The organism is Streptomyces chlorus, assembly GCF_042655885.1.
Lineage (GTDB): Bacteria > Actinomycetota > Actinomycetes > Streptomycetales > Streptomycetaceae > Streptomyces > Streptomyces chlorus.
This window is the reverse complement of sequence record NZ_JBHSOA010000003.1, coordinates 146,594-164,491: the sequence shown is the minus strand read 5'-3', so window position 1 is coordinate 164,491 and position 17,898 is coordinate 146,594. Positions and strand designations below refer to the sequence as shown.

At 72.8% G+C, this 17,898-nt stretch carries 13 protein-coding genes and 1 pseudogene; 11 read left to right on the top strand and 3 right to left on the bottom strand.

Translation table 11 applies throughout. The features are described 5' to 3' along the window. Window positions 1-43 precede the first annotated feature (43 nt). Window positions 44-589: a hypothetical protein gene (locus ACFPZI_RS01135; protein ID WP_381356849.1), complete on the bottom strand. Its 546-nt coding sequence runs from the start codon at window positions 587-589 to the stop codon at window positions 44-46. Window positions 590-1,066: 477 nt separating this feature from the next. On the opposite strand from ACFPZI_RS01135, the gene ACFPZI_RS01130 reads away from it, so the two are divergent. Both ACFPZI_RS01130 and ACFPZI_RS01125 read left to right on the top strand, forming a co-directional pair. Continuing rightward, window positions 1,067-1,297, top strand: coding sequence for a DUF397 domain-containing protein (locus ACFPZI_RS01130; protein WP_381356847.1), 231 nt, complete (start codon window positions 1,067-1,069; stop codon window positions 1,295-1,297). 192 nt (window positions 1,298-1,489) lie between these two features. After that, window positions 1,490-2,416 carry a helix-turn-helix domain-containing protein gene (locus tag ACFPZI_RS01125; RefSeq protein ID WP_381356845.1) on the top strand — a complete coding sequence of 309 codons (927 nt, stop codon included), beginning with the start codon at window positions 1,490-1,492 and terminating at the stop codon, window positions 2,414-2,416. Between the two features lie 117 nt (window positions 2,417-2,533). Here ACFPZI_RS01125 and ACFPZI_RS01120 read toward each other — a convergent pair whose 3' ends face one another. Then, window positions 2,534-3,355, bottom strand: a complete 822-nt coding sequence (locus ACFPZI_RS01120) for an SAM-dependent methyltransferase (RefSeq protein ID WP_381356842.1) — start codon at window positions 3,353-3,355, stop codon at window positions 2,534-2,536. 280 nt (window positions 3,356-3,635) lie between these two features. Here ACFPZI_RS01120 and ACFPZI_RS01115 point away from each other — a divergent pair, with 280 nt between their 5' ends. The 4 genes from ACFPZI_RS01115 (at window position 3,636) to ACFPZI_RS01100 (ending at window position 11,739) form a co-directional block, all read left to right on the top strand. Next, the gene (locus ACFPZI_RS01115; RefSeq protein WP_381357364.1) at window positions 3,636-5,339 is read left to right on the top strand and encodes a tetratricopeptide repeat protein; all 1,704 of its coding nucleotides are present in this window, start codon (window positions 3,636-3,638) and stop codon (window positions 5,337-5,339) included. A gap of 917 nt (window positions 5,340-6,256) precedes the next feature. Continuing rightward, complete coding sequence (gene bdeA / locus ACFPZI_RS01110; RefSeq protein ID WP_381356839.1) at window positions 6,257-7,195, top strand: bis(hydroxyethyl) terephthalate hydrolase; 939 nt, start codon at window positions 6,257-6,259, stop codon at window positions 7,193-7,195. 223 nt (window positions 7,196-7,418) lie between these two features. Beyond that, entirely contained in the window at window positions 7,419-10,340 is a 2,922-nt protein-coding gene (locus ACFPZI_RS01105) for a helix-turn-helix transcriptional regulator (RefSeq protein WP_381356836.1), read from the top strand. Window positions 10,341-10,482: 142 nt separating this feature from the next. After that, complete coding sequence (locus ACFPZI_RS01100) at window positions 10,483-11,739, top strand: PucR family transcriptional regulator (RefSeq protein ID WP_381356834.1); 1,257 nt, start codon at window positions 10,483-10,485, stop codon at window positions 11,737-11,739. 23 nt (window positions 11,740-11,762) lie between these two features. Here ACFPZI_RS01100 and ACFPZI_RS01095 read toward each other — a convergent pair. Continuing rightward, window positions 11,763-12,564: pseudogene (locus tag ACFPZI_RS01095) on the bottom strand (erythromycin esterase family protein); the annotation flags it as partial. A gap of 427 nt (window positions 12,565-12,991) precedes the next feature. On the opposite strand from ACFPZI_RS01095, the gene ACFPZI_RS01090 reads away from it, so the two are divergent. Genes ACFPZI_RS01090 through ACFPZI_RS01070 form a run of 5 tightly spaced genes read left to right on the top strand, consistent with a single transcriptional unit; the run spans window position 12,992 to window position 17,891 of the window. Beyond that, a complete protein-coding gene (locus ACFPZI_RS01090) occupies window positions 12,992-13,774 on the top strand; it encodes an ABC transporter ATP-binding protein (protein WP_381356831.1) in 783 nt (260 codons plus the stop codon). Continuing rightward, window positions 13,771-14,574, top strand: coding sequence for an ABC transporter ATP-binding protein (locus ACFPZI_RS01085; protein WP_381356829.1), 804 nt, complete (start codon window positions 13,771-13,773; stop codon window positions 14,572-14,574). The genes ACFPZI_RS01090 and ACFPZI_RS01085 overlap by 4 nt, the downstream gene beginning before the upstream one ends. Next, on the top strand, window positions 14,571-15,467 hold the full coding sequence (locus ACFPZI_RS01080) for a branched-chain amino acid ABC transporter permease (RefSeq protein ID WP_381356827.1): 897 nt from the start codon (window positions 14,571-14,573) through the stop codon (window positions 15,465-15,467). The genes ACFPZI_RS01085 and ACFPZI_RS01080 overlap by 4 nt, the downstream gene beginning before the upstream one ends. Next, window positions 15,460-16,602 (top strand): branched-chain amino acid ABC transporter permease, encoded by a 1,143-nt coding sequence (locus tag ACFPZI_RS01075; protein ID WP_381356825.1) that lies wholly within the window; start codon window positions 15,460-15,462, stop codon window positions 16,600-16,602. Before ACFPZI_RS01080 ends, ACFPZI_RS01075 begins: the two co-directional genes overlap by 8 nt. Beyond that, a complete protein-coding gene (locus ACFPZI_RS01070; RefSeq protein WP_381356822.1) occupies window positions 16,599-17,891 on the top strand; it encodes an ABC transporter substrate-binding protein in 1,293 nt (430 codons plus the stop codon). Before ACFPZI_RS01075 ends, ACFPZI_RS01070 begins: the two co-directional genes overlap by 4 nt. Window positions 17,892-17,898 lie beyond the last annotated feature (7 nt).

The following is a 17,898-nucleotide window of genomic DNA, read 5'->3' as shown; positions in this document are numbered from 1 at the left end:
CTGGCCCCTTCGGCGCTCGTCCCCCACGGCGCTCGAACGGGGCTCATTCGGCCAGCGCTCGGGCCAGCTCCGTCGTGGCACGGGCGATCTTGGTGTCCTGGTCGTCCATCAGGCGGCTCAGGTCGCCCCGCCGGGCGCGCACCGCCTGCCGGGCGGCCCGCTCCCAGACGACCGGGTTCTCGCGGTGATTGAGCAGCTTGGGATACGCGGCGGCGGTGCTCTCCCACTGCCGGGCGTCGGCGATGGCCTTGAGCAGCTGGATGACCCCGGCACGACAGGTCACATGCGGCAGCTGCGCCAGCTCCCAGAGGAAGGGGACGGTGGCGGCCGTCGCCTGCTCCACCACGAAGCCGTACTGGCAGATCCGTTTCCGCAGATCCTCCAGGGCCGACCGGGCCGTGTCGGCGTCCCCCCAGGCGATGCCGTTGAGCAGCAGGGGGATGGCCGCCGCCGATCCGGTGGAGTCCTGGATGTCGCGCCACGGCACGCGGGACAGTGACGTGAGCGGTGTCGTACGGGCCATTCCGGTCGGGGACGTGTGGCGCACAGGGTGCTCGCTGCTCGGCTGTTCCGTAGAAGCGCTGCGCATCGCGTGGGTGCCTTTCGCGGCGGTCGTGTCGAGTGGGGGGATGCTCAGGCGGGCGGCTGGGCCGACAGCCGGGTCCGGTCCGTCCGGGCCGCCGGGGGTACCGGGCCCGGCACCGGGAGAGCCTCCGTGTCCGGTCTCCCGGCCTGCTGCGGCACCGCGCCGAGCAGGAGGGACCCGGCAGGTGCGGCCGAGACGCGGCCACGCGTCCGTACGGTGGCGCCGGCGGTCGACCGGATCATTTGGTGCACAGGTGATGACACGCCATCTCCCCGATGCGACGTCAGGACGGGGCGCCAACAAGGGGGTTGACGCTCCGGCTATTATCCACGCCGAGAGCGCTCGTGTGCAATTGCATGAGAAATTGCGTGAAGTTTTTTCGGGACGGACCGGGGTGGATCGAGTGCGATCCGGCTCGGCCCGCCCCGGCGAACGGCCGGGCACCGCCCGGCAGTACACAGGAACAGCAAGGAGGCTGCGGTGCCAGGAGTGCGGAACGGAGTGCGGGCGAGTTCCTTGGACGCCTGCTGGATCAAGAGCCGGCACAGCAACGCCGAGGGTAACTGCGTCGAGGTGGCCCCGCTGGACGACGGGGGTGTGGCGATGCGCAACTCCCGCGACCCCGACGGGCCCGCGCTGGTCTACACGCCGGCGGAACTGGCGGCGTTCCTGGCCGGGGCGAAGGACGGCGAATTCGACCACCTGGTCTGATGCGGTCGTTTGGTGCGAACCGGTTGGTGCGATGTGGCAGTCCGGGCCGCTCCGTCGCGACGGCGCGGGGCCGGAGAGGCGAAGTGGAGTTCAACTGCCCACTTCTGTAAGGCTTCTGCGGGGCGCATACGCTGCGACACGTTGAGATGCGATAGTGTAAACCGCCCTTGTGCCGGTCTGCTGGGAGTCAGGATGTCCGCCGCGTCGCATCGTATCTCCCGTCTGGAGCCCTATCTGGACCGGCCCGAGCCGGCTCCGACCCTGCTGAAGATGCTGGTCGGTGTGCAGTTGGCGGGCTTCCGCGAGGACGCCGGGCTGGCCCAGGACCAGGCGGCGCGCTCCGTCGGCTTCAGTGCGGCGAAGCTGTCCCGCATCGAGTCCGGCAAGGGCCGCCGCCCGCCCACCGAGAGAGACATCCGGGCCCTGCTCGAGCTGTACGGCACCGACGACTACGAGGTATCGGTGCTGGTCAAACTGCTCCAGCGGGCCGGAGAGCCGGGCTGGTGGCAGCGATACGACAAGCGGCTGATGCCCGAGTGGTTCGACCGGCTGGTCGGACTGCAGGAGGCCGCCGCCACCATCCGTACCTTCGAGATCCAGTACGTCCCCGGTCTGCTGCAGACCGCCGCCTACACCCGTGCGGTGGTGGAGCGCGGCCTGCCCAACGCACCGGCCGGCGAGGTACAGCGCCGCGTCGAACTCCGGATGCGGCGGGCCGAGTTGCTGATGCGGGAGGGCGCCCCGCAGCTGTGGGCGGTCATTGACGAGTCGGTTCTGCTGCGCGTGCTGGGCAGTGTCGAGGTGATGCGTGAGCAGCTCGCCCACCTCATGCGGATGGCCGAGCGCTCCAACGTCACGTTGCAGATCGTGCCGTTGAGCGTGACGAACGCGTCGGCTCCCGCCATCCCGGTGACGTATCTGCGCTTCGGCGGCCTCGATCTGCCCGACGTGGTCTACCTGGAGCACATCAGGAGCGCCAACTTCCTCGAGGACCTCGACGAGACGGAGGAGTACCGGATCGCGCTGGACCGCCTCGCCGACGAGGCGCTGCGGCCCCGTGAATCCCTGGATCTGCTGCGCGCCACGATGCGGGACCGCTACCCGGAGCCCGGGGCGTAGCACCTCAGGCTGGAACGTGACGCGAACGCCCCTCGCGCGGCCCCGGTGATCCGGGTCGGGCGAGGGGCGTCGGCGTGTCCGTGGTCGCGCGTCGGCGGCATGCGTGCCGCGAGGAACCTACAGCGGGATCCGGCCCACGCCGCCGAACTCGATCCACTCCTGGGAGAGCTGACGGGGCGCCACCTCGGTGTCCGGACGCCAGGTGGAGACCTCTACCAGACCCGGTTCCAGGATCTCCAGGCCCTCGAAGTACGAGGCGACGTCGCTCTCCTGCCGCACCCGGCCCCAGTGCCCCTGGGTCGCCCGGTCCATGAACTCGGTGACGGACCTGCGGACCTCGGGATCCTCGCTGACCAGCTGGCACATCACCAGGAAGCTGCCCGGCGCAAGCCGTTCCCGGACTCGGCGCACCACGGCGATCGGGCCATCGGTGTCGCTGTCCGGGATGCAGTGGAACACGCTGTTGAACAGCACGCAGGCCGGCTGTGAGAAGTCGATCAGACGCTGCGTCTCGGCGTGGTCGAGGATCGCGTCGGTCTCCCGCATGTCGGCCTGGATGACCACCGTGCGCTTGTCCTGCTCCAGCAGTGCGCGCCCGTGCACCAGCACCATCGGGTCGTTGTCGACGTACACCACATGGGTGGTCGGGTCGATGCGCTGGGCGACCTGGTGGACGTTGTCCTGGGTGGGCAGACCGGATCCGTGGTCGAGGTACTGCCGGATCCCGTACTCCTGCGTGAGGACCCGGACGACCCGCTGGAGGAAGCGCCGGTTGTTCAGGGCCAGGCGGCGCGTGCTGGGCACCACCTTGTCGAGTTCTTCCACTGCGGCACGGTCGGCCGTGTAGTTGTCCTTGCCGCCCAGGTAGTAGTCGTACATACGCGCGGCTGTCGGCACGGTTGCGTCGATCTCGGTGGACAGCTGATTGCCGGTGTGCATCGTTCCCCCTGCAGAGTGCCGCGCCAACTGGACTGGCTGGACAGGGAGTACATCCTAGGGAGCCTCGCGCGAGTCGGACCAGCCCATCGGCGAACAAGGCCCTGAAAGAATGGCGGAGCCATCATTGCCATTACTTGTTGTTGCCGAAAAATTGCATTGCGTCAGCGTCCGTATCGGTGCGGGTGTGCCGGTATCGTCGGTTTCATCACCGTCGACGCGCGTGGCGGGCGAGGCCGGTCGGCCGATTCAGCCGCTTCCCCGGGAGAGACCCATGGACGCCATGGACGACTACTACGACCTGGGCACCTACCGCCGCCCCGTGACGACCGCTGTGGCCGAGGCCCAACTCTGGTTCAACCGCGGGCTGTTGTGGACCTACGCGTTCAACCACGAGGAAGCGGTCGCCTGCTTCAGGAAGGCGGCCGCGGCCGACCCGGACTGCGCCATGGCCCACTGGGGCATCGCCTACGCCCTCGGCCCCAACTACAACAAGCCCTGGGAGGCCTTCGACGGCGACGACCTCGTCCGCAGCGTCGAACGCACCCATGCCGCAGTCGAGTTGGCGCACGAGAAGGCCTCGGGAGCCACCCCCGTGGAGCAGGCCCTCATCGGCGCCCTGCGCGCCCGCTACCCCCAGGGGCGGGCCGTCGAGGACTGCTCGGTGTGGAATGAGCCCTACGCGGACCGCATGCTCGCGGTGTACGAGAGCGCCCCCGACGACCCGGACGTCGCCGTGCTCTGCGCGGACGCCCTGATGAACCTCACCCCCTGGCAGTTGTGGGACCTGAGGACCGGCCGCCCCGCCGCGGGTGCCCGCACCCTGGAGGCCAAGGCCGTACTCGACCGGGCGCTCGCCGGTGACAGCGGTGCCCGGCATCCCGGCGTCGTGCACCTGTACATCCACCTGATGGAGATGTCCCCCACGCCGGAAGCGGCCCTCATGGTCGCCGACCGGCTGCGCGGCGCCGTGCCCGACGCCGGACATCTGCACCACATGCCCTCGCACCTCGAGGTGCTGTGCGGCGACTACCGCCGGGTCGTGTCCGACAACACCCTCGCGATCGCCGCCGACGAGAAGTACCTCGCTCGGGCCGGCGCCATGAACTTCTACACCCTCTACCGCGCCCACAACCACCACTTCAGGATCTACGGTGCCCTGTTCGCGGGTCTCTCGAAGATCGCCCTGGACGCCGCCGCACAACTCGAAGCCGCCGTCCCCGAGGAACTGCTCAGGGTGCAGAGCCCGCCGATGGCCGACTGGCTCGAGGGCTTCCTGGCGATGCGCTTCCACGTCCTCATCCGCTTCGGCCGCTGGGGCGACATCCTGGCGCTGCCGTTCCCCGCCGACCCGGCGCTGTACTGCGCGAGCACCGCGATGCTCCACTACGCCCGTGGCGTCGCCCTCTCGGCGACCGGCGACGTCGAGAGGGCCGAGGCCGAGCGGGAGAGCTTCCGCGCCGCGGTGGGCCGGGTGCCTCGGACGCGGATGCTGTTCAACAACACCTGCCAGGACATCCTCGCCATCGCGGCCACGATGCTGGACGGCGAACTCGCCTACCGCAAGGGCGACCACGACGAGGCGTTCGCCGCACTGGAGCGGTCCATCGAACTGGACGACAACCTCCCCTACGACGAGCCCTGGGGCTGGATGCAGCCCACCCGGCACGCGTACGGGGCCCTGCTGCTGGAGCAGGGCCGAGTCGAGGAGGCGGAGGCGGTCTACCGCGCGGACCTCGGCCTCGACTCCACCCTGCCCCGGCCGCTGCAACACCCTGGGAATGTCTGGGCGTTGCACGGGTTTCACGAGTGCCTGACGCGTACGGGCAGGACGGGGGAGGCCGCGATCGTGACCCAACAGCTCAAGGCGGCGGCCGCGTTGGCGGACGTATCGATCGAGGCGTCCTGCTTCTGCCGGCTGGACACCCGTCCGACGGCCTTTGACGCGGACGCGGACACCAGTGGGGACGGGTGCCACTGCCCCTGAGCCGCAGGCCCCGGTTCGGACGGGTGCCCCGGCGCCGGGGCCGGGGCACAGCGGAACGCCGGGGTCGTGGGGTCGTCAGTGGGCTTCCACCACCGCCTGGAACGATTTCATGCAGGGGAAGCAGTGGCGGTCCGTCGCGTCCCGCCGACGGGACTCGTCCTCCTTCTCCACGCCACACAGCGTGGTCGTCCTGTCGGTGGTCAGAACATGCCACACAGGCTCCCCCGAAGTGTCTGCACCGCACCACATCTCGTGCATTCCCAGCTCCCTCCGGGTAGGCAGGCCGCTTCCATACGAGCACGGTGCGGGCCGATGCGGCGTCCGGAGAGGGCCATGCGGGTGATACGCGGGGCGGATGCGTTTTCGTACGGCGGTCACCGTCGGCGCCGACTCCGGCGGTGACCGCGCCTCTGCGTCTGCCCCGGCTTTCCCCGCCCATACGGTGCCGAACGCCGGGAGCCCGGCCGCCGGGCCGCTGCGCCGACTGCCGACCGCGAACCGTTGACCGCCCACGCCGGGGCAGCTGCGCCGACCGCCGATGCCGGGGCCGCTGTGCCGACTGCCGACTGCCGACCGCGAACCGTTGACCGCCCACGCCGGGGCAGCTGCGCCGACCGCCGACCGCCGATGCCGGGGCCGCTGTGGCGACCAGAGACCGCCGACCGCGAACCGCCCATGCCGGAGGCCGCCACGCCGTCGGGCCACGCCGTCGGGCCACGCCGTCGGGCCGCGGCGCCGACGGCAGGCCGGCCGACGAGACCGGTGAGATTGCCGGTCCGCGCGGGCGCCTTCCTCTCCGACAGTGGCAACCGCCAGCCCATCGGCGGCACCCACGACCGGCGCACGGTCACAACCCACGTCGTACCCCCGTGCACCGGCCGCCGGGCGGCCCGCCGCGACAGAGAGGACTCCCCGCCGTGCAGCAGCACCCCCACACCAGCACCGCAGGCCCGACCGCGCGCCCCTCCCGCACCCGGCGCGGCCGGACCGGACGGTTCGCCGGACTGGCCGCGGCCGTCGCCGCCATCGTCGGCCTGAGCACCCTCACCGGTCCCGGCGCCCACGCCGCGGACAACCCCTACGAGCGCGGTCCGGCGCCGACGGAGTCGAGCATCGAGGCACTGCGCGGCCCGTACTCCGTCTCCGAGACCTCGGTCTCCTCGCTCTCCGTCACCGGCTTCGGCGGGGGCACCATCTACTACCCGAGCAGCACCGCCGACGGCGCCTTCGGCGCGATCGCCGTCTCACCCGGCTTCACCGCCTACCAGTCCTCCATCGCCTGGCTGGGCCCACGCCTGGCTTCCCAGGGATTCGTCGTGTTCACCATCGACACGAACACCACCCTCGACCAGCCCGCCTCCCGCGGCGACCAGCTGCTCGCCGCACTCGACTACCTGACCGGACGCAGCGCGGTCCGCGGCCGTATCGACAGCAGCCGCCTCGGCGTCATGGGCCACTCGATGGGCGGCGGCGGCAGTCTCGAAGCGGCGAAGGACCGTACCTCGCTCCAGGCGGCGATCCCGCTGACGCCCTGGAACCTCGACACGACGTGGCCCGAGGTCAGGACCCCCACCCTGATCTTCGGGGCCGACGGCGACACGGTGGCCCCGGTCTCCACCCACGCCAAGCCCCTGTACACCGGCCTGCCGTCCTCCCTCGACCGCGCCTACCTGGAGTTGAACAACGCCACCCACTTCACGCCCAACTCGAACAACACGACGATCGCGAAGTACAGCATCTCGTGGCTGAAGCGGTTCATCGACAACGACACCCGCTACGAGAAGTTCCTGTGCCCGCTGCCGCAGCGGAGCCTCACCATCGACGAGGCGCGGGGCAACTGCCCGCACACCTCCTGACATCCCGTCGGACACCGACTGGCTCCGGTGGCGGTCCGCGTACGATGCGGGCCGCCACCGGCGTTGTGCGCGTGCCCCGCCGAGGCGCCACCCGCTTGGGCGGCGGCACACGCCGTTCGCCGCGCGCCTCGTGAAAAGCCCCTGGTAGAAAGGCGGATGGGCTGCTTCCGGCGCCCGGACGGACACCTTCCGCCGCTTCTTACGCGTAAGTAACGTCGCGGAAATGACCGGACAGACGACCCGTGGATCAGCTCCGCTCCGGTACCGCGCGGGACCCCGGCGGCAGGCGTTCGCCGCGCTGCTGGACGGACTGCGCGCCGACGGCGGCGCCCATGTCGTGACCGGCGAACCCGGCGGCGGCCGTACGGCCTTCCTGGAGTTCGCGGCACGCGCCTTCCGCGCCGGACCGGTGTGGCACGTCCGCGCCGAACCGGCCTGTTCCCCGCAGCCCCACAGCGGTCTGCGCACCCTGCTGCGCGCCGGCCGCCACTTCGGGCGCGTCCCCGGCGACGGCACGGCGGGGGAGGTGTTCCTGGACATCCTGCGAGCGGCGACCGCCCGTTCACCCCTGCTGGTGTGCGTGGACGACGCGCACCTGTGGGACACCGCCTCGCGCGCCGCGCTGGGCCGGGTGGCCGCGCGCGTGCACGCGGCGGACGGCGTCCACCGGGTGGGCCTGCTCGTCACCGTGCCCGGACACCGGCCCGTGGAAAGGGAGTTGGCGAAACTTCCGGTGCTGGAGCTCGCCCCGCTCACGCCCGGGGACGCGGCGGGACTGCTGCACGACCTGACGGACGGCGCCGTCGACCCGGTCGTCCGCGACGAGCTGGTGACCGAGGCACAGGGCAACCCCGGGTTGCTGCTGGCCCTGGCTCACCGCCTCTCGCCCGCCCAGCTTCGCGGAGACCACGCGCTGCCCCGCCCCCTGGCCGACACCGGGACGCTGACCGCCGTCGCGGGCGGATGCCTGAGCGGCCAACGGCCCGATCGGGCCGACCTGTTGCTTGCCGTCGCGGCGGCGATGCGTGCCACGGGGGAGCAGGATGCCGAGGCTGCGCTCGTACGGCGGGCGACGAACGGCCTCGGCGGTCGGGACGACGACGTACCTCCCGAACCGGTCGAGCCGCCGCAGGCGTCCGAGCTGCTCACGGTCCCCGGGGGCCGGCTCCGGTTCCGCAGCCCGCTGGTCGGCAGGGCGGTGTACGCCGGTGCGCCGTCCGAACGCCGCCGTGCCGCGCACCGCTCGCTGGCCGCGGCACACCCCGAACCGCACGGCGTGCCCGCGCTGCTGCACCGCTCGTGGACCGCCCCAGGTCCCGACGCGGTCCTGGCCGCCGAACTGGAGGCCGCGGCCACCGACTCGACCTCCGGCACACCGTCCGCCCTGCGCCGCACGGCACAGGTGCGTGCCGCCGAGCTGACGCCGGACGACGCACAGCGGGCGCGGCGCTACACGGCCGCCGCGGAACAGGCCCTCCTCGCCGGGCATCCGCCCGAGGCCCTGCGGCTGCTCGACGCCGCCGGGAGCCGGCCGGCACCGGCGCCGGTACGCGGCCGCGCCGAACTCCTGCGGGGCAGAGTGCTCCTGGCCGACGGCCCGGTGGACGACGCCCGGGAGTCCTTTCTGCTCGCCGCCGGCCTCCTGACGGGACCGGGAGCGGCCCAGGCCGACGCGGCGGTCCTCGGCGCGGCGGACGCGGCCTGGGCCGCCGGCGACCGGCAGGGCTGCCTCCGCGCCCTCACCCACGACGCCCATGACGCCTCCGCCGAGGCCGCCGTCGCGGGGGTGCTCGATCTCCGTGCCGCGGATGCGAACACGACGGGCCCGCAGGAGGCGGCAGCACGGGAGGCACCCGAGGGCTCTTCGGCCCACCGCGGCGCCGCCCCGACGCAGCCCGCCGTTCCCCCGCCCGCCCTGCTCCGCGACCACCGTGACGGCATGCGCGCCGTGCTGCTGGGGCGGTTCGATCTCGCCGCTGCCCCGCTGACCCGGGTGGTGGACCGGGGGCGTCCCGCCACCGAGCCCGAACGGCTGCTGCGTTCGGCCGCCGCGGCCCTCATGCTCGGCGACGTCAGCGCCGCGCGCCGGGCCGGAGCGCGGGCCCTGGCGTCGGCACGCACCCTGGGCACCGCGTCCCTGGAACCGCGGGCCCTGGAGTACCTGGCCTATGCGGAACTGCGCGCCGGCCGCCACCAGCTGGCCCGGACCCACGCCGAGGAGGGGCTGCGCGCCGCGCGCCGGACCGGCCAGCGGAACACGGCCGCCCACCATCACGCGGTACTGGCACTCGCGGCATCGATCGAGGGCGCCCGGGCACGCGTCACCGAACACGCGACGGCAGCGCTCACCACGGCCCGGCGGCACGGCCTGGCCCAGGCAGCGCTGCTCGCCCAGTGGGCGGCGGCCCGCGCCGACCTGGGCGAGGGCCGGCCCGAGGAGGCCGCCGACCGGCTCGGCCCGCTGGTCCGTCCCGGCGCACGGCGCGGGCACTTCGCGGTGTGGATGCTCGCCGTCCCCTGCTTCGTGGAGGCCGCCGCACTGGCCGGCCGGCCCGAGGACGCCCGCGCGGTGGTCGAGGACTTCGCGCTGTGGGCCGGCTGCGGCGCCGACCCGCAGGCTCCCGCCCAACTCCTGCGCTGCCGTGCCCTGCTGGCCGCACCGGAGGCCGCCGACGAGCTGTACCTGCGTGCCCTGGACCGGCACGACGAGACGTCCGGAGACTTCGAACGGGCCCGTACCGAACTGCTGCACGGCAAGTGGCTGCGCCGCCGGCGCAGACTGCGCGAGGCCCGCGCACGGCTCGGGGAGGCGCTGGTCGACTTCGAACGCTGCGGCGCGCAGCTCTGGGCACGCCAGGCGGCCGCGGAACTCCGCGCAGGCGGTGTGGCACCGAGCGGCCCGGGGATGGGCGAGCCGCGCCGGCACGGGGCGCGGGACCTGTCCCGGCTGACCCCGCAGCAACTGCGTATCGCGCGGTGTGTCGCCGAAGGTGCCACCAACCGGGAGGTGGCACTGAGCCTGTCCGTCAGCACCCGGACCGTCGACTACCACCTGCGGAACGTTTTCGCGACGCTCGGCGTCCGCTCCCGGGTCGAACTGGTCCGGCTGGTCGAACAGGCGGAAAAGACCGGTGCACAACTCTAGGGACCGACCGGACGGTATGCCATCCTTCGGGGCAGGACGAGTCGGGTGGCGGCCCGCCCACGGACCTCGTGACCGGCCCGAAGCCGGTACGGGGACCGTCACGCGGGTGCCGCCGGGAAGCCGAGCCTGGGGGAGATGCGCGATGCCACACGCCGTACGGCCACGGAGCCTGCCACGTCCCGGACCCGTGCCCGCACCACGGGTGCGGGCGCCGCGTGTGCGGTCACTGATCGACGCCGACGCGCTGAGCGTGCTGCACCGGGCCGCCCGGTTACTGCTGGACGACCTGCCCCGGCTCTGTGACCAACTGGTCGCCCTGCTCCAGGACCAGGAGCCCGCCTACCGGTCGGCGATCGAGAACGACGCCACCGAGATCTGGCAGGAGGTGCACCGATCGCTGCGGCACAGCATCGCCTCGCTGCTCGACCCGCGTGGTGTCCGGGACGCGGCCCGCCGCTGCTCCTGGAAGATCGGCGCCACCCGCGCCGAGCAGGGGCTCCCGCTGGACGCGGTGCTGCATGCCTTCAGGCTGGGCGGCTCCATGGTGTGGCAGAGCCTGGTGGACGAGACCTCCCGGGTGGCTCCCGAGGAGGTACGGCTGCTGGTGCACGTGGCGTCCGACGTGTGGAACTACGTCGACGAGCACTGCACCGTCGTCGCGGACGCCTACCGGCAGGCCGAACGGCAACTGGCCTGGCGGCGGGAGAACAGGGTGCGGCTGCTGGCCGCGGCGCTGCTCGACGGGACCAGCAGGATCGCCGACCTGCCCGAGACCGCGCTGGCGCTGGACCTGCCGGAGCACGGCCGGTACGTGGTCGTCGCGGTCGGCGGTGGGTTCGCCGCCTGTCCCGGTGCACAGGCGGCGCTCGCTTTGGGTGTGCGCGTGCACTGGCACACGGGCGTGGACACCGACTACGGCATCGTCCCGGTCTTTGACGACACGGAGCCGGTGGTGGAGGACGAGCAGCCGCCGGGCGTACGGGTGGGTGTCAGCAGCGCCGTCGAAGGCCTCGCCGCGGTGGGCGAGGCGCGCAGGCTGGCGGACACCGCGCTGAGCCTGTGCCCGGAGGCCGGCGGCACGGTCCGGCTGACGGAACACCTGCCGGCGGCCCTGGTGGTGTCGTCCCCCGACCTCGGCGCCGCCCTGGCCGACCGGCTGTTCGGCCCGCTGGCACGGCTGGAGCCCGCCGACGCGGAGATCCTGCTGGACACCCTGGCCACCTGGCTGGCCTGCGACGGATCCGCCCAGCGGGCGAGCAGAAGGCTGTACTGCCACCGCAACACCGTCCTCAACCGACTGCGCCGCTACGAGCAGTTGACCGGACGCTCCCTCTCCCGCCCCTTCGACCTGGTCGAGGTCACCCTCGCCCTGACCGCACGCAGGCTCCTTCCGCGCTGACCGGCCGCCCCCGGGCGGCCGGGCTAGCTCTGGGAGACGCCACCGACGAACACGATTCCGTCGATTCCGGCCAGGTGGGCCGGGTCCAGTGGGGAGCAGCCGTAATAGGGGGACACGCGGGGGACGGGCCGCGTATCGCCGAGGGCGACGGCCAGGCGGGGGGCGTCGACGACGTAACGGTCCTCCGGAAGCGCGTATCAGGAGTCCTTCCACGGTGTCCGGTGGCGGGGCCTCCACTCCCCGGTGCCGGATCGCGCCGAGGGCCGTGGCCAGGAAGGCGTACTCCTCGCCCAGGTGGGCGCTCACGATGGCGCCGGCGCTCCACCCCTCCAGCGGCAGCCCGCCCATCCGCATCGTGCTCTTGTCCCGTTGGAGATGGGCGTTGTGGGCGTGGACCAGTGCCGGACCCCGTTCGGCGACAGCGAGGAGGTTGGCGGCCATCATCTGGTCCCGCAGGCCCACCAGCCGGGTCATGCGGCCCGGTGAGGTGTCGGGCATCCAGAAGTGGTAGCGCAGCAGACCGGTGGCGGTGCGCCCGTACAGGCGTGCCCGATACCAGTCGTCCCGCGAGGTCGCCGTGATCAGGTGCGGTGTCTGCGCGTCGAGCAGCGCCACCAGATCGTCGGCGAGCAGCCGCAGCCGGACGGCCTCGGCCGACTGCCCCACGGACTGGGCCGGGTCCGTCATCGCGGCGGAACGGGTCCACCGGTCGTCGGCACCGAGCATGCGGTCGAGCGTTTCCGCGGCACAGGGGAGCAGGTCCGCGTCCACCCGGGCCGAGAGGCAGCCGTGGAGTGCGGTGAGGGCCTGCCGGGGGCTCGCGGCGCCGATCGAGTCACCCGGAGTGGGGCCTGCTGGGGCGACCCTGCCGCCGTCGGCGCACCGGCGCGGGTCAGGGCCGGGTGGGTCCGCCGCAGAGTGCCGCCGCGATCCCGGTGGCGTAGCCGTAGCCGTTGCCGGGCACCGCGCCCGGCAGCAGGCCCCCCGGCCGTGTCGTCCACCGAAACGTCAGGGCTGCGCGGCCGGTCGCCGTGCCGGATTCGGCTGCCCGCGGGGTGCCCGCCCGCAGCCCACTCCCGCAGCCCACCCCCGGGCGGCCCCTGGGCACCCGCACAACCCCCGCCCGCCCCCGTTGGGACACCGCAGCGAGCGGGGCCGGAAGTCTGTTCGGCACGCCCGTGCCCGTGCTGTCGTGAGCTTCCCTTCCCGTCGAAGCCGTCGCCGCCGTGCGGTACGGCCCCGAGGAGCCGTGATGCCCGAAGCACCACCGGACGACCCGCCCGCGCTGCACGTCGAGAACGTCGACGTGACGTACGGGCGTGCCCTGTCCGCCCTCCGCTCCGTGTCCCTCACCGTGCCGCACGGCGGCGTCGTCACCCTGCTCGGTGCCAACGGCGCGGGCAAGACGACCCTGCTGCGGGCCGTGTCCGGCACACTGCGCCTGCACCGCGGCGCCATCACGGCAGGCCGTATCCGCTACGGAGACACCGTGCTCGACGGCAAGGACCCCGTGACGGCGGTACGCGCCGGAGTCGTCCAGGTCCCGGAAGGGCGGCGGGTGTTCGCCGGACTCACGGTCGACGAGAACCTGCGCAGCGGCGGACTCGGACTCGGCCGTCGCGGCCGGGCCCAGGTCCACGAGGCACGGGAGCGCGTGTTCACGCTCTTCCCCCGGCTCGCCGAACGCACCCACCAGGCCGCGGGCCTGCTTTCCGGGGGCGAGCAGCAGATGCTCGCCATCGGCCGCGCCCTGATGGCCGCCCCCCGGCTGCTGCTCCTCGACGAGCCGTCCCTCGGCCTCGCGCCCCGGATGGTGTACCGGATCGCCGAGGTGATCCACGAGATCAACACCCAGGGCACCGCCGTGCTCCTGGTCGAACAGAACGCGGGCATGGCACTCTCCCTCGCCGATCACGCCCACGTCCTCGAGGTCGGCGAGACCCGCCTGTCCGGCCCCGCCGACGAACTCGCCCGCACCGACGCCGTACGCCGCCTCTACCTGGGCGAGGCGGCCGAGGACCAGGGGGCGGCGTGAACGACCGCACCACCACCGTGCCGCCCGTGCTCGACGTACGGGACGTCACCGTGCGCTTCGCCGGACTCACGGCCCTCGACGCCGTCTCCCTCACCGTCGAACCCGGCACGGTGCACGCGATCATCGGACCCAACGGCGCCGGCAAGTCGACCTGCTTCAACGTGCTGTCCGGCCTGTGCCGCCCGGCCGCGGGCGCGGTGACCCTCGGCGGCACCGAACTGACCCGGCTCGCCCCGCACCGCATCGCCGCGCTCGGCGTGGCCCGCACCTTCCAGAACATCGTCACCACTCACGGAACGGTCGCCGACAACCTGATGCTCGGCCGCCACGTCCTGACCCGTGCCGGCTTCGCCGCCACCGCGCTGCGCCTGCCGGGCGCCGTGCGCGAACAGCGCGAGCACCTTGCAAGGGCCCGCGAGATCGCCGAACTGACCGGCCTGGGCGCCCACTTCGACAGCCCCGTCGCCCTCCTGTCGTACGGCGACCGCAAACGCGTGGAACTCGCCCGCGCCCTCTGCCTGGAGCCACGTGTGCTGCTGCTCGACGAACCGGTGGCCGGCATGAACGCCGCCGAACGCGCCCGCACGGCCGAGGTCGTGAGCGAACTACGGGCCGAACTCGGCCTGTCCATCGTCCTTGTGGAGCACGACATGGGCCTGGTCATGCGCCTCGCCGACGACGTCACCGTGCTCGACTTCGGCCGGTCCATCGCCCATGGCACCCCCGACGAGGTCCGCCGTGACCCCGAGGTGCTGCGCGCCTACCTCGGCACCGACACTCAGGGGGAGGACGCGGCATGACCGTATTCCTGGACAACATCCTCGGCGGCATCGCCCTTGGCGCGGTCTACGCACTGGTCGCCCTCGGCTTCGTCGTCATCTTCAAGGCGTCCGGCGTCCTCAACTTCGCCCACGGCTCACTGCTCCTGTTCGGCGGCTACCTGACCGCCGTCCTCCACGACGATCTCGGCTTCGCCGGCGCGCTGGCGGTGGCGGTCCTCGCCACCGCCGCCCTCGCGGGCGCCCTCGACCGGTTCCTGCTGCAACGCGGCGGACAGGACGCGCACTCCGCCCATGTACAGACCATCGTCACCATCGGCATCGACATCGTCCTGCTGACCGACCTGGCCCGGCGCATCGGCGGCGACCTGCTGTCCCTCGGCGACCCGTGGGGCGACGCCGTGACCGAACTCGGCCCGGTGACCGTCGCCGACAGCCGGCTCGCGGCGATCGGGGTGTCCGCCGTGGTCATCGGCGGCGTGTTCGCGCTCTTCCGGTTCACCTCCTGGGGGCTTTCCCTGCGGGCGGCGGCGGAGGATCTCGAGGCCGCCTCCCTGATGGGCATACGGCTCGGCCGGGTACGCGCCGGCGCCTGGTGCCTGGCGGGTGCGCTCGCCGCGCTCGCCGCCGTGTTCCTCGCCGCGTTCCCGGCCCCGGGCCTGGAACGCAGCACCGGCCTGATCGCGCTCAACGCGTTCCCCGCGGCGATCCTCGGCGGGCTCGCCTCCCCGGCCGGGGCCCTCGCGGGCAGCCTGCTCATCGGCCTGACCGAGGCACTGGTCGTCGGTTACCAGTCCGAGCTGCACGTCCTCGGTGAGGGCTTCGGCGACGTCGCCCCGTACGCCGTGATGCTGCTGGTGCTCCTGGTACGGCCCACGGGGCTGTTCGGCGCGAAGGGAGCGGCCCGTGTCTGACCGTCTCCCCGGAGTCCTGACCGGCCGCGGGGCACGGATCGTGTTCCTCGCCGTCGTCCTGTGCCTCCCGCCGTTCTATCTGGACGCCTTCTGGCTGCGCATCGGCCTGTTCTCCATGGCGGCCGCCATCGGCGCCGTCGGCCTCGCCCTGCTGACCGGCACCGCCGGACAACTCTCCCTCGGCCATGCCTTCTTCCTCGCCACCGGCGCCTACGGCTACACGTGGCTGGCGGGCGAGCCCGGACCGGGACTGCCGCCCGCCCTCGCCGCCCTTCTCGCGGTACTGCTGGCCGGTGCGGCGGGCGGACTGTTCAGCCCCGTCGCCGCCCGGGTGCGCGGCATCTACCTGGGCATCGCCACCCTCGCCCTGGTCTTCCTCGGCCACCATGTGCTGCTGACCGCCGACTCCGTCACCGGCGGATTCAACGGCCGCTCCGTGCCCCCGTTCACCCTCGGCGGCTTCACCTTCGGGGCCGGCGATCCCGAACTGACCGTGCTCGGCGTGCCGTTCGGTGCGGAGGAACGGTTGTGGTTCCTGGGCCTGGCTCTGTTCGCGTTCACCTGGTTCACCGCCCGCGGCCTGCTGCGCGGACGCCCCGGCCGCGCCCTGGCCGCCCTGCGCGACAGCGAGACCGCGGCCGCCGTGATGGGCGTCGACGTCGCTCGCCACCGCTCGGCGGCCTTCGTGGTGTCGTCCATGTACGCCGGGCTCGCGGGCGTGCTCCTCGCCCTCTCCTTCCGCCGGGTCGTCCCGGACTACTTCTCCCTGGTCCTCTCCGTCGACTACCTCGCCATGATCGTCATCGGCGGGCTCGGCTCCGTGGCCGGAGCCACCGCGGGCGCCGTCTTCGTCACCGCGCTCCCGCTGCTCATGACCCGCTACGCCGACCAGATCCCGCTGGTGGCCGCCCCCGGTACGGGCGACGGCTCCGTCGGCCCCACCGAGGCCGCCCGCTACCTCTACGGCGCCGCGATCGTCCTCGTCCTGCTGTACGCGCCCGACGGCCTGCACGGACTGGCCCGCCGGGCCCGCGACCGCATACGGCGCCGACGCCCCCGAGCCCCCGCCCCGGACCCCGCCCTCTCCCCACCGCAACCGGCCGCGACCGCACGACCCAAGGAGCACACCCCGTGAACACCACGCATCACCGGCCCCGCGCCCGGCGCCGTACCACCGGCGCCGCCCTCGTCGGAGCCCTCTCCCTGCTGCTCGCGGTCACCGGATGCAGCTCCAAGGCGGACGACGGCAACGGCGGAGGTGACAAGAGCGCCGCCGACGGCGTTCGCACCGGCCCCGGCATCGGCGCCGAAAGCATCAGGCTGGGCGCCCTCACCGACCTGACCGGCCCCTACGCCACGCTCGGCAAGAGCATCGTGCAGGCCCAGCAGATGTGGGCCGACGAGGTCAACGCCGACGGCGGCATCTGCGACCGCCGGATCGAGATCGTCGTCAAGGACCACGGATACGACGTGCAGAAGGCCGTCACCGCCTACGCCGACCTCGCCCCGGACGTCGTCGCCATGCCCCAGGTCATCGGTTCGCCCGTCGTCGCCGCCCTGCTCGACGACATCGAGCGCGACAAGATGCTCACCTTCCCGCAGGCCTGGGCGGCCTCCCTGCTCGGCAAGGAGGCCATCCAGGTTCTCGGCACCACCTACGACATCGACATGATCGCCGCGGTCGACTTCCTCACCCGCACCAAGGGCCTGAAGAAGGGCGACACGGTCGGCCACGTCTACTTCGAGGGCGACTACGGCAGCAACGCCCTGGAAGGCTCCACATGGGCGGCCGAGCAGGCCGGCCTGAAGGTGGCCGGGCAGAAGATCCAGGCCACGGACACCGATCTGTCCGCACAGGTGTCCGCCCTGAGCAAGGAAGGCGTCAAAGCCGTCCTGATCAGCGCGGGCCCCGCCCAGACCGCCTCCCTCGTCGGCGTCGCCGCCTCCCGCGGCCTGCGCGTGCCCGTCGTCAGCAGCGCGCCGGGCTACGCACCGCAGCTCATGGAGACCCCCGCCGCGCCGGCCCTGGTGGCCATGCTGCACATTGTGAGCGCCGCGCCCGCGGTCAGCTCCGAACTGCCGGGCGTCCAGCGCATGGTGGCGTCGTACAAGAAGGAGTTCCCGGACTCGCCCGTCGACTCCGGGGTGCTGTCCGGCTACAACGCGGCGCAGCTCATGGGCGCCGACCTGAAGGCGGCCTGCGAGGCGGGCGGTCTCAGCCGCGAGGACATCCTCAAGGCGCACCGCGCGCAGAAGAACGCCGACACCGGCCTCGGCACCGCACAGAACTTCTCCGCGGCCGACCGCCCTGCGAGCGTCGAGACGTACGTCCTGAAGCCCGACGCGAAGGCGACGGGGGCCGTGGTCAACGCCGAGGAGGCGCACACGGCACCGGGCGTCGAGGAGTACCTGTCCTCGCGGTGACCGGACC

What these genes read in the sequence shown, in the direction of transcription:
- ACFPZI_RS01135 (WP_381356849.1), bottom strand. Translation starts at nt 589, where the DNA reads ATGCGCAGCGCTTCTACGGAACAGCCGAGCAGCGAGCACCCTGTGCGC.
- ACFPZI_RS01120 (WP_381356842.1), bottom strand. Translation starts at nt 3,355, where the DNA reads ATGCACACCGGCAATCAGCTGTCCACCGAGATCGACGCAACCGTGCCG.
- ACFPZI_RS01080 (WP_381356827.1), top strand. Translation starts at nt 14,571, where the DNA reads ATGACCGTATTCCTGGACAACATCCTCGGCGGCATCGCCCTTGGCGCG.
- ACFPZI_RS01105 (WP_381356836.1), top strand. Translation starts at nt 7,419, where the DNA reads ATGACCGGACAGACGACCCGTGGATCAGCTCCGCTCCGGTACCGCGCG.
- ACFPZI_RS01115 (WP_381357364.1), top strand. Translation starts at nt 3,636, where the DNA reads ATGGACGACTACTACGACCTGGGCACCTACCGCCGCCCCGTGACGACC.
- ACFPZI_RS01090 (WP_381356831.1), top strand. Translation starts at nt 12,992, where the DNA reads ATGCCCGAAGCACCACCGGACGACCCGCCCGCGCTGCACGTCGAGAAC.
- ACFPZI_RS01100 (WP_381356834.1), top strand. Translation starts at nt 10,483, where the DNA reads ATGCCACACGCCGTACGGCCACGGAGCCTGCCACGTCCCGGACCCGTG.
- ACFPZI_RS01125 (WP_381356845.1), top strand. Translation starts at nt 1,490, where the DNA reads ATGTCCGCCGCGTCGCATCGTATCTCCCGTCTGGAGCCCTATCTGGAC.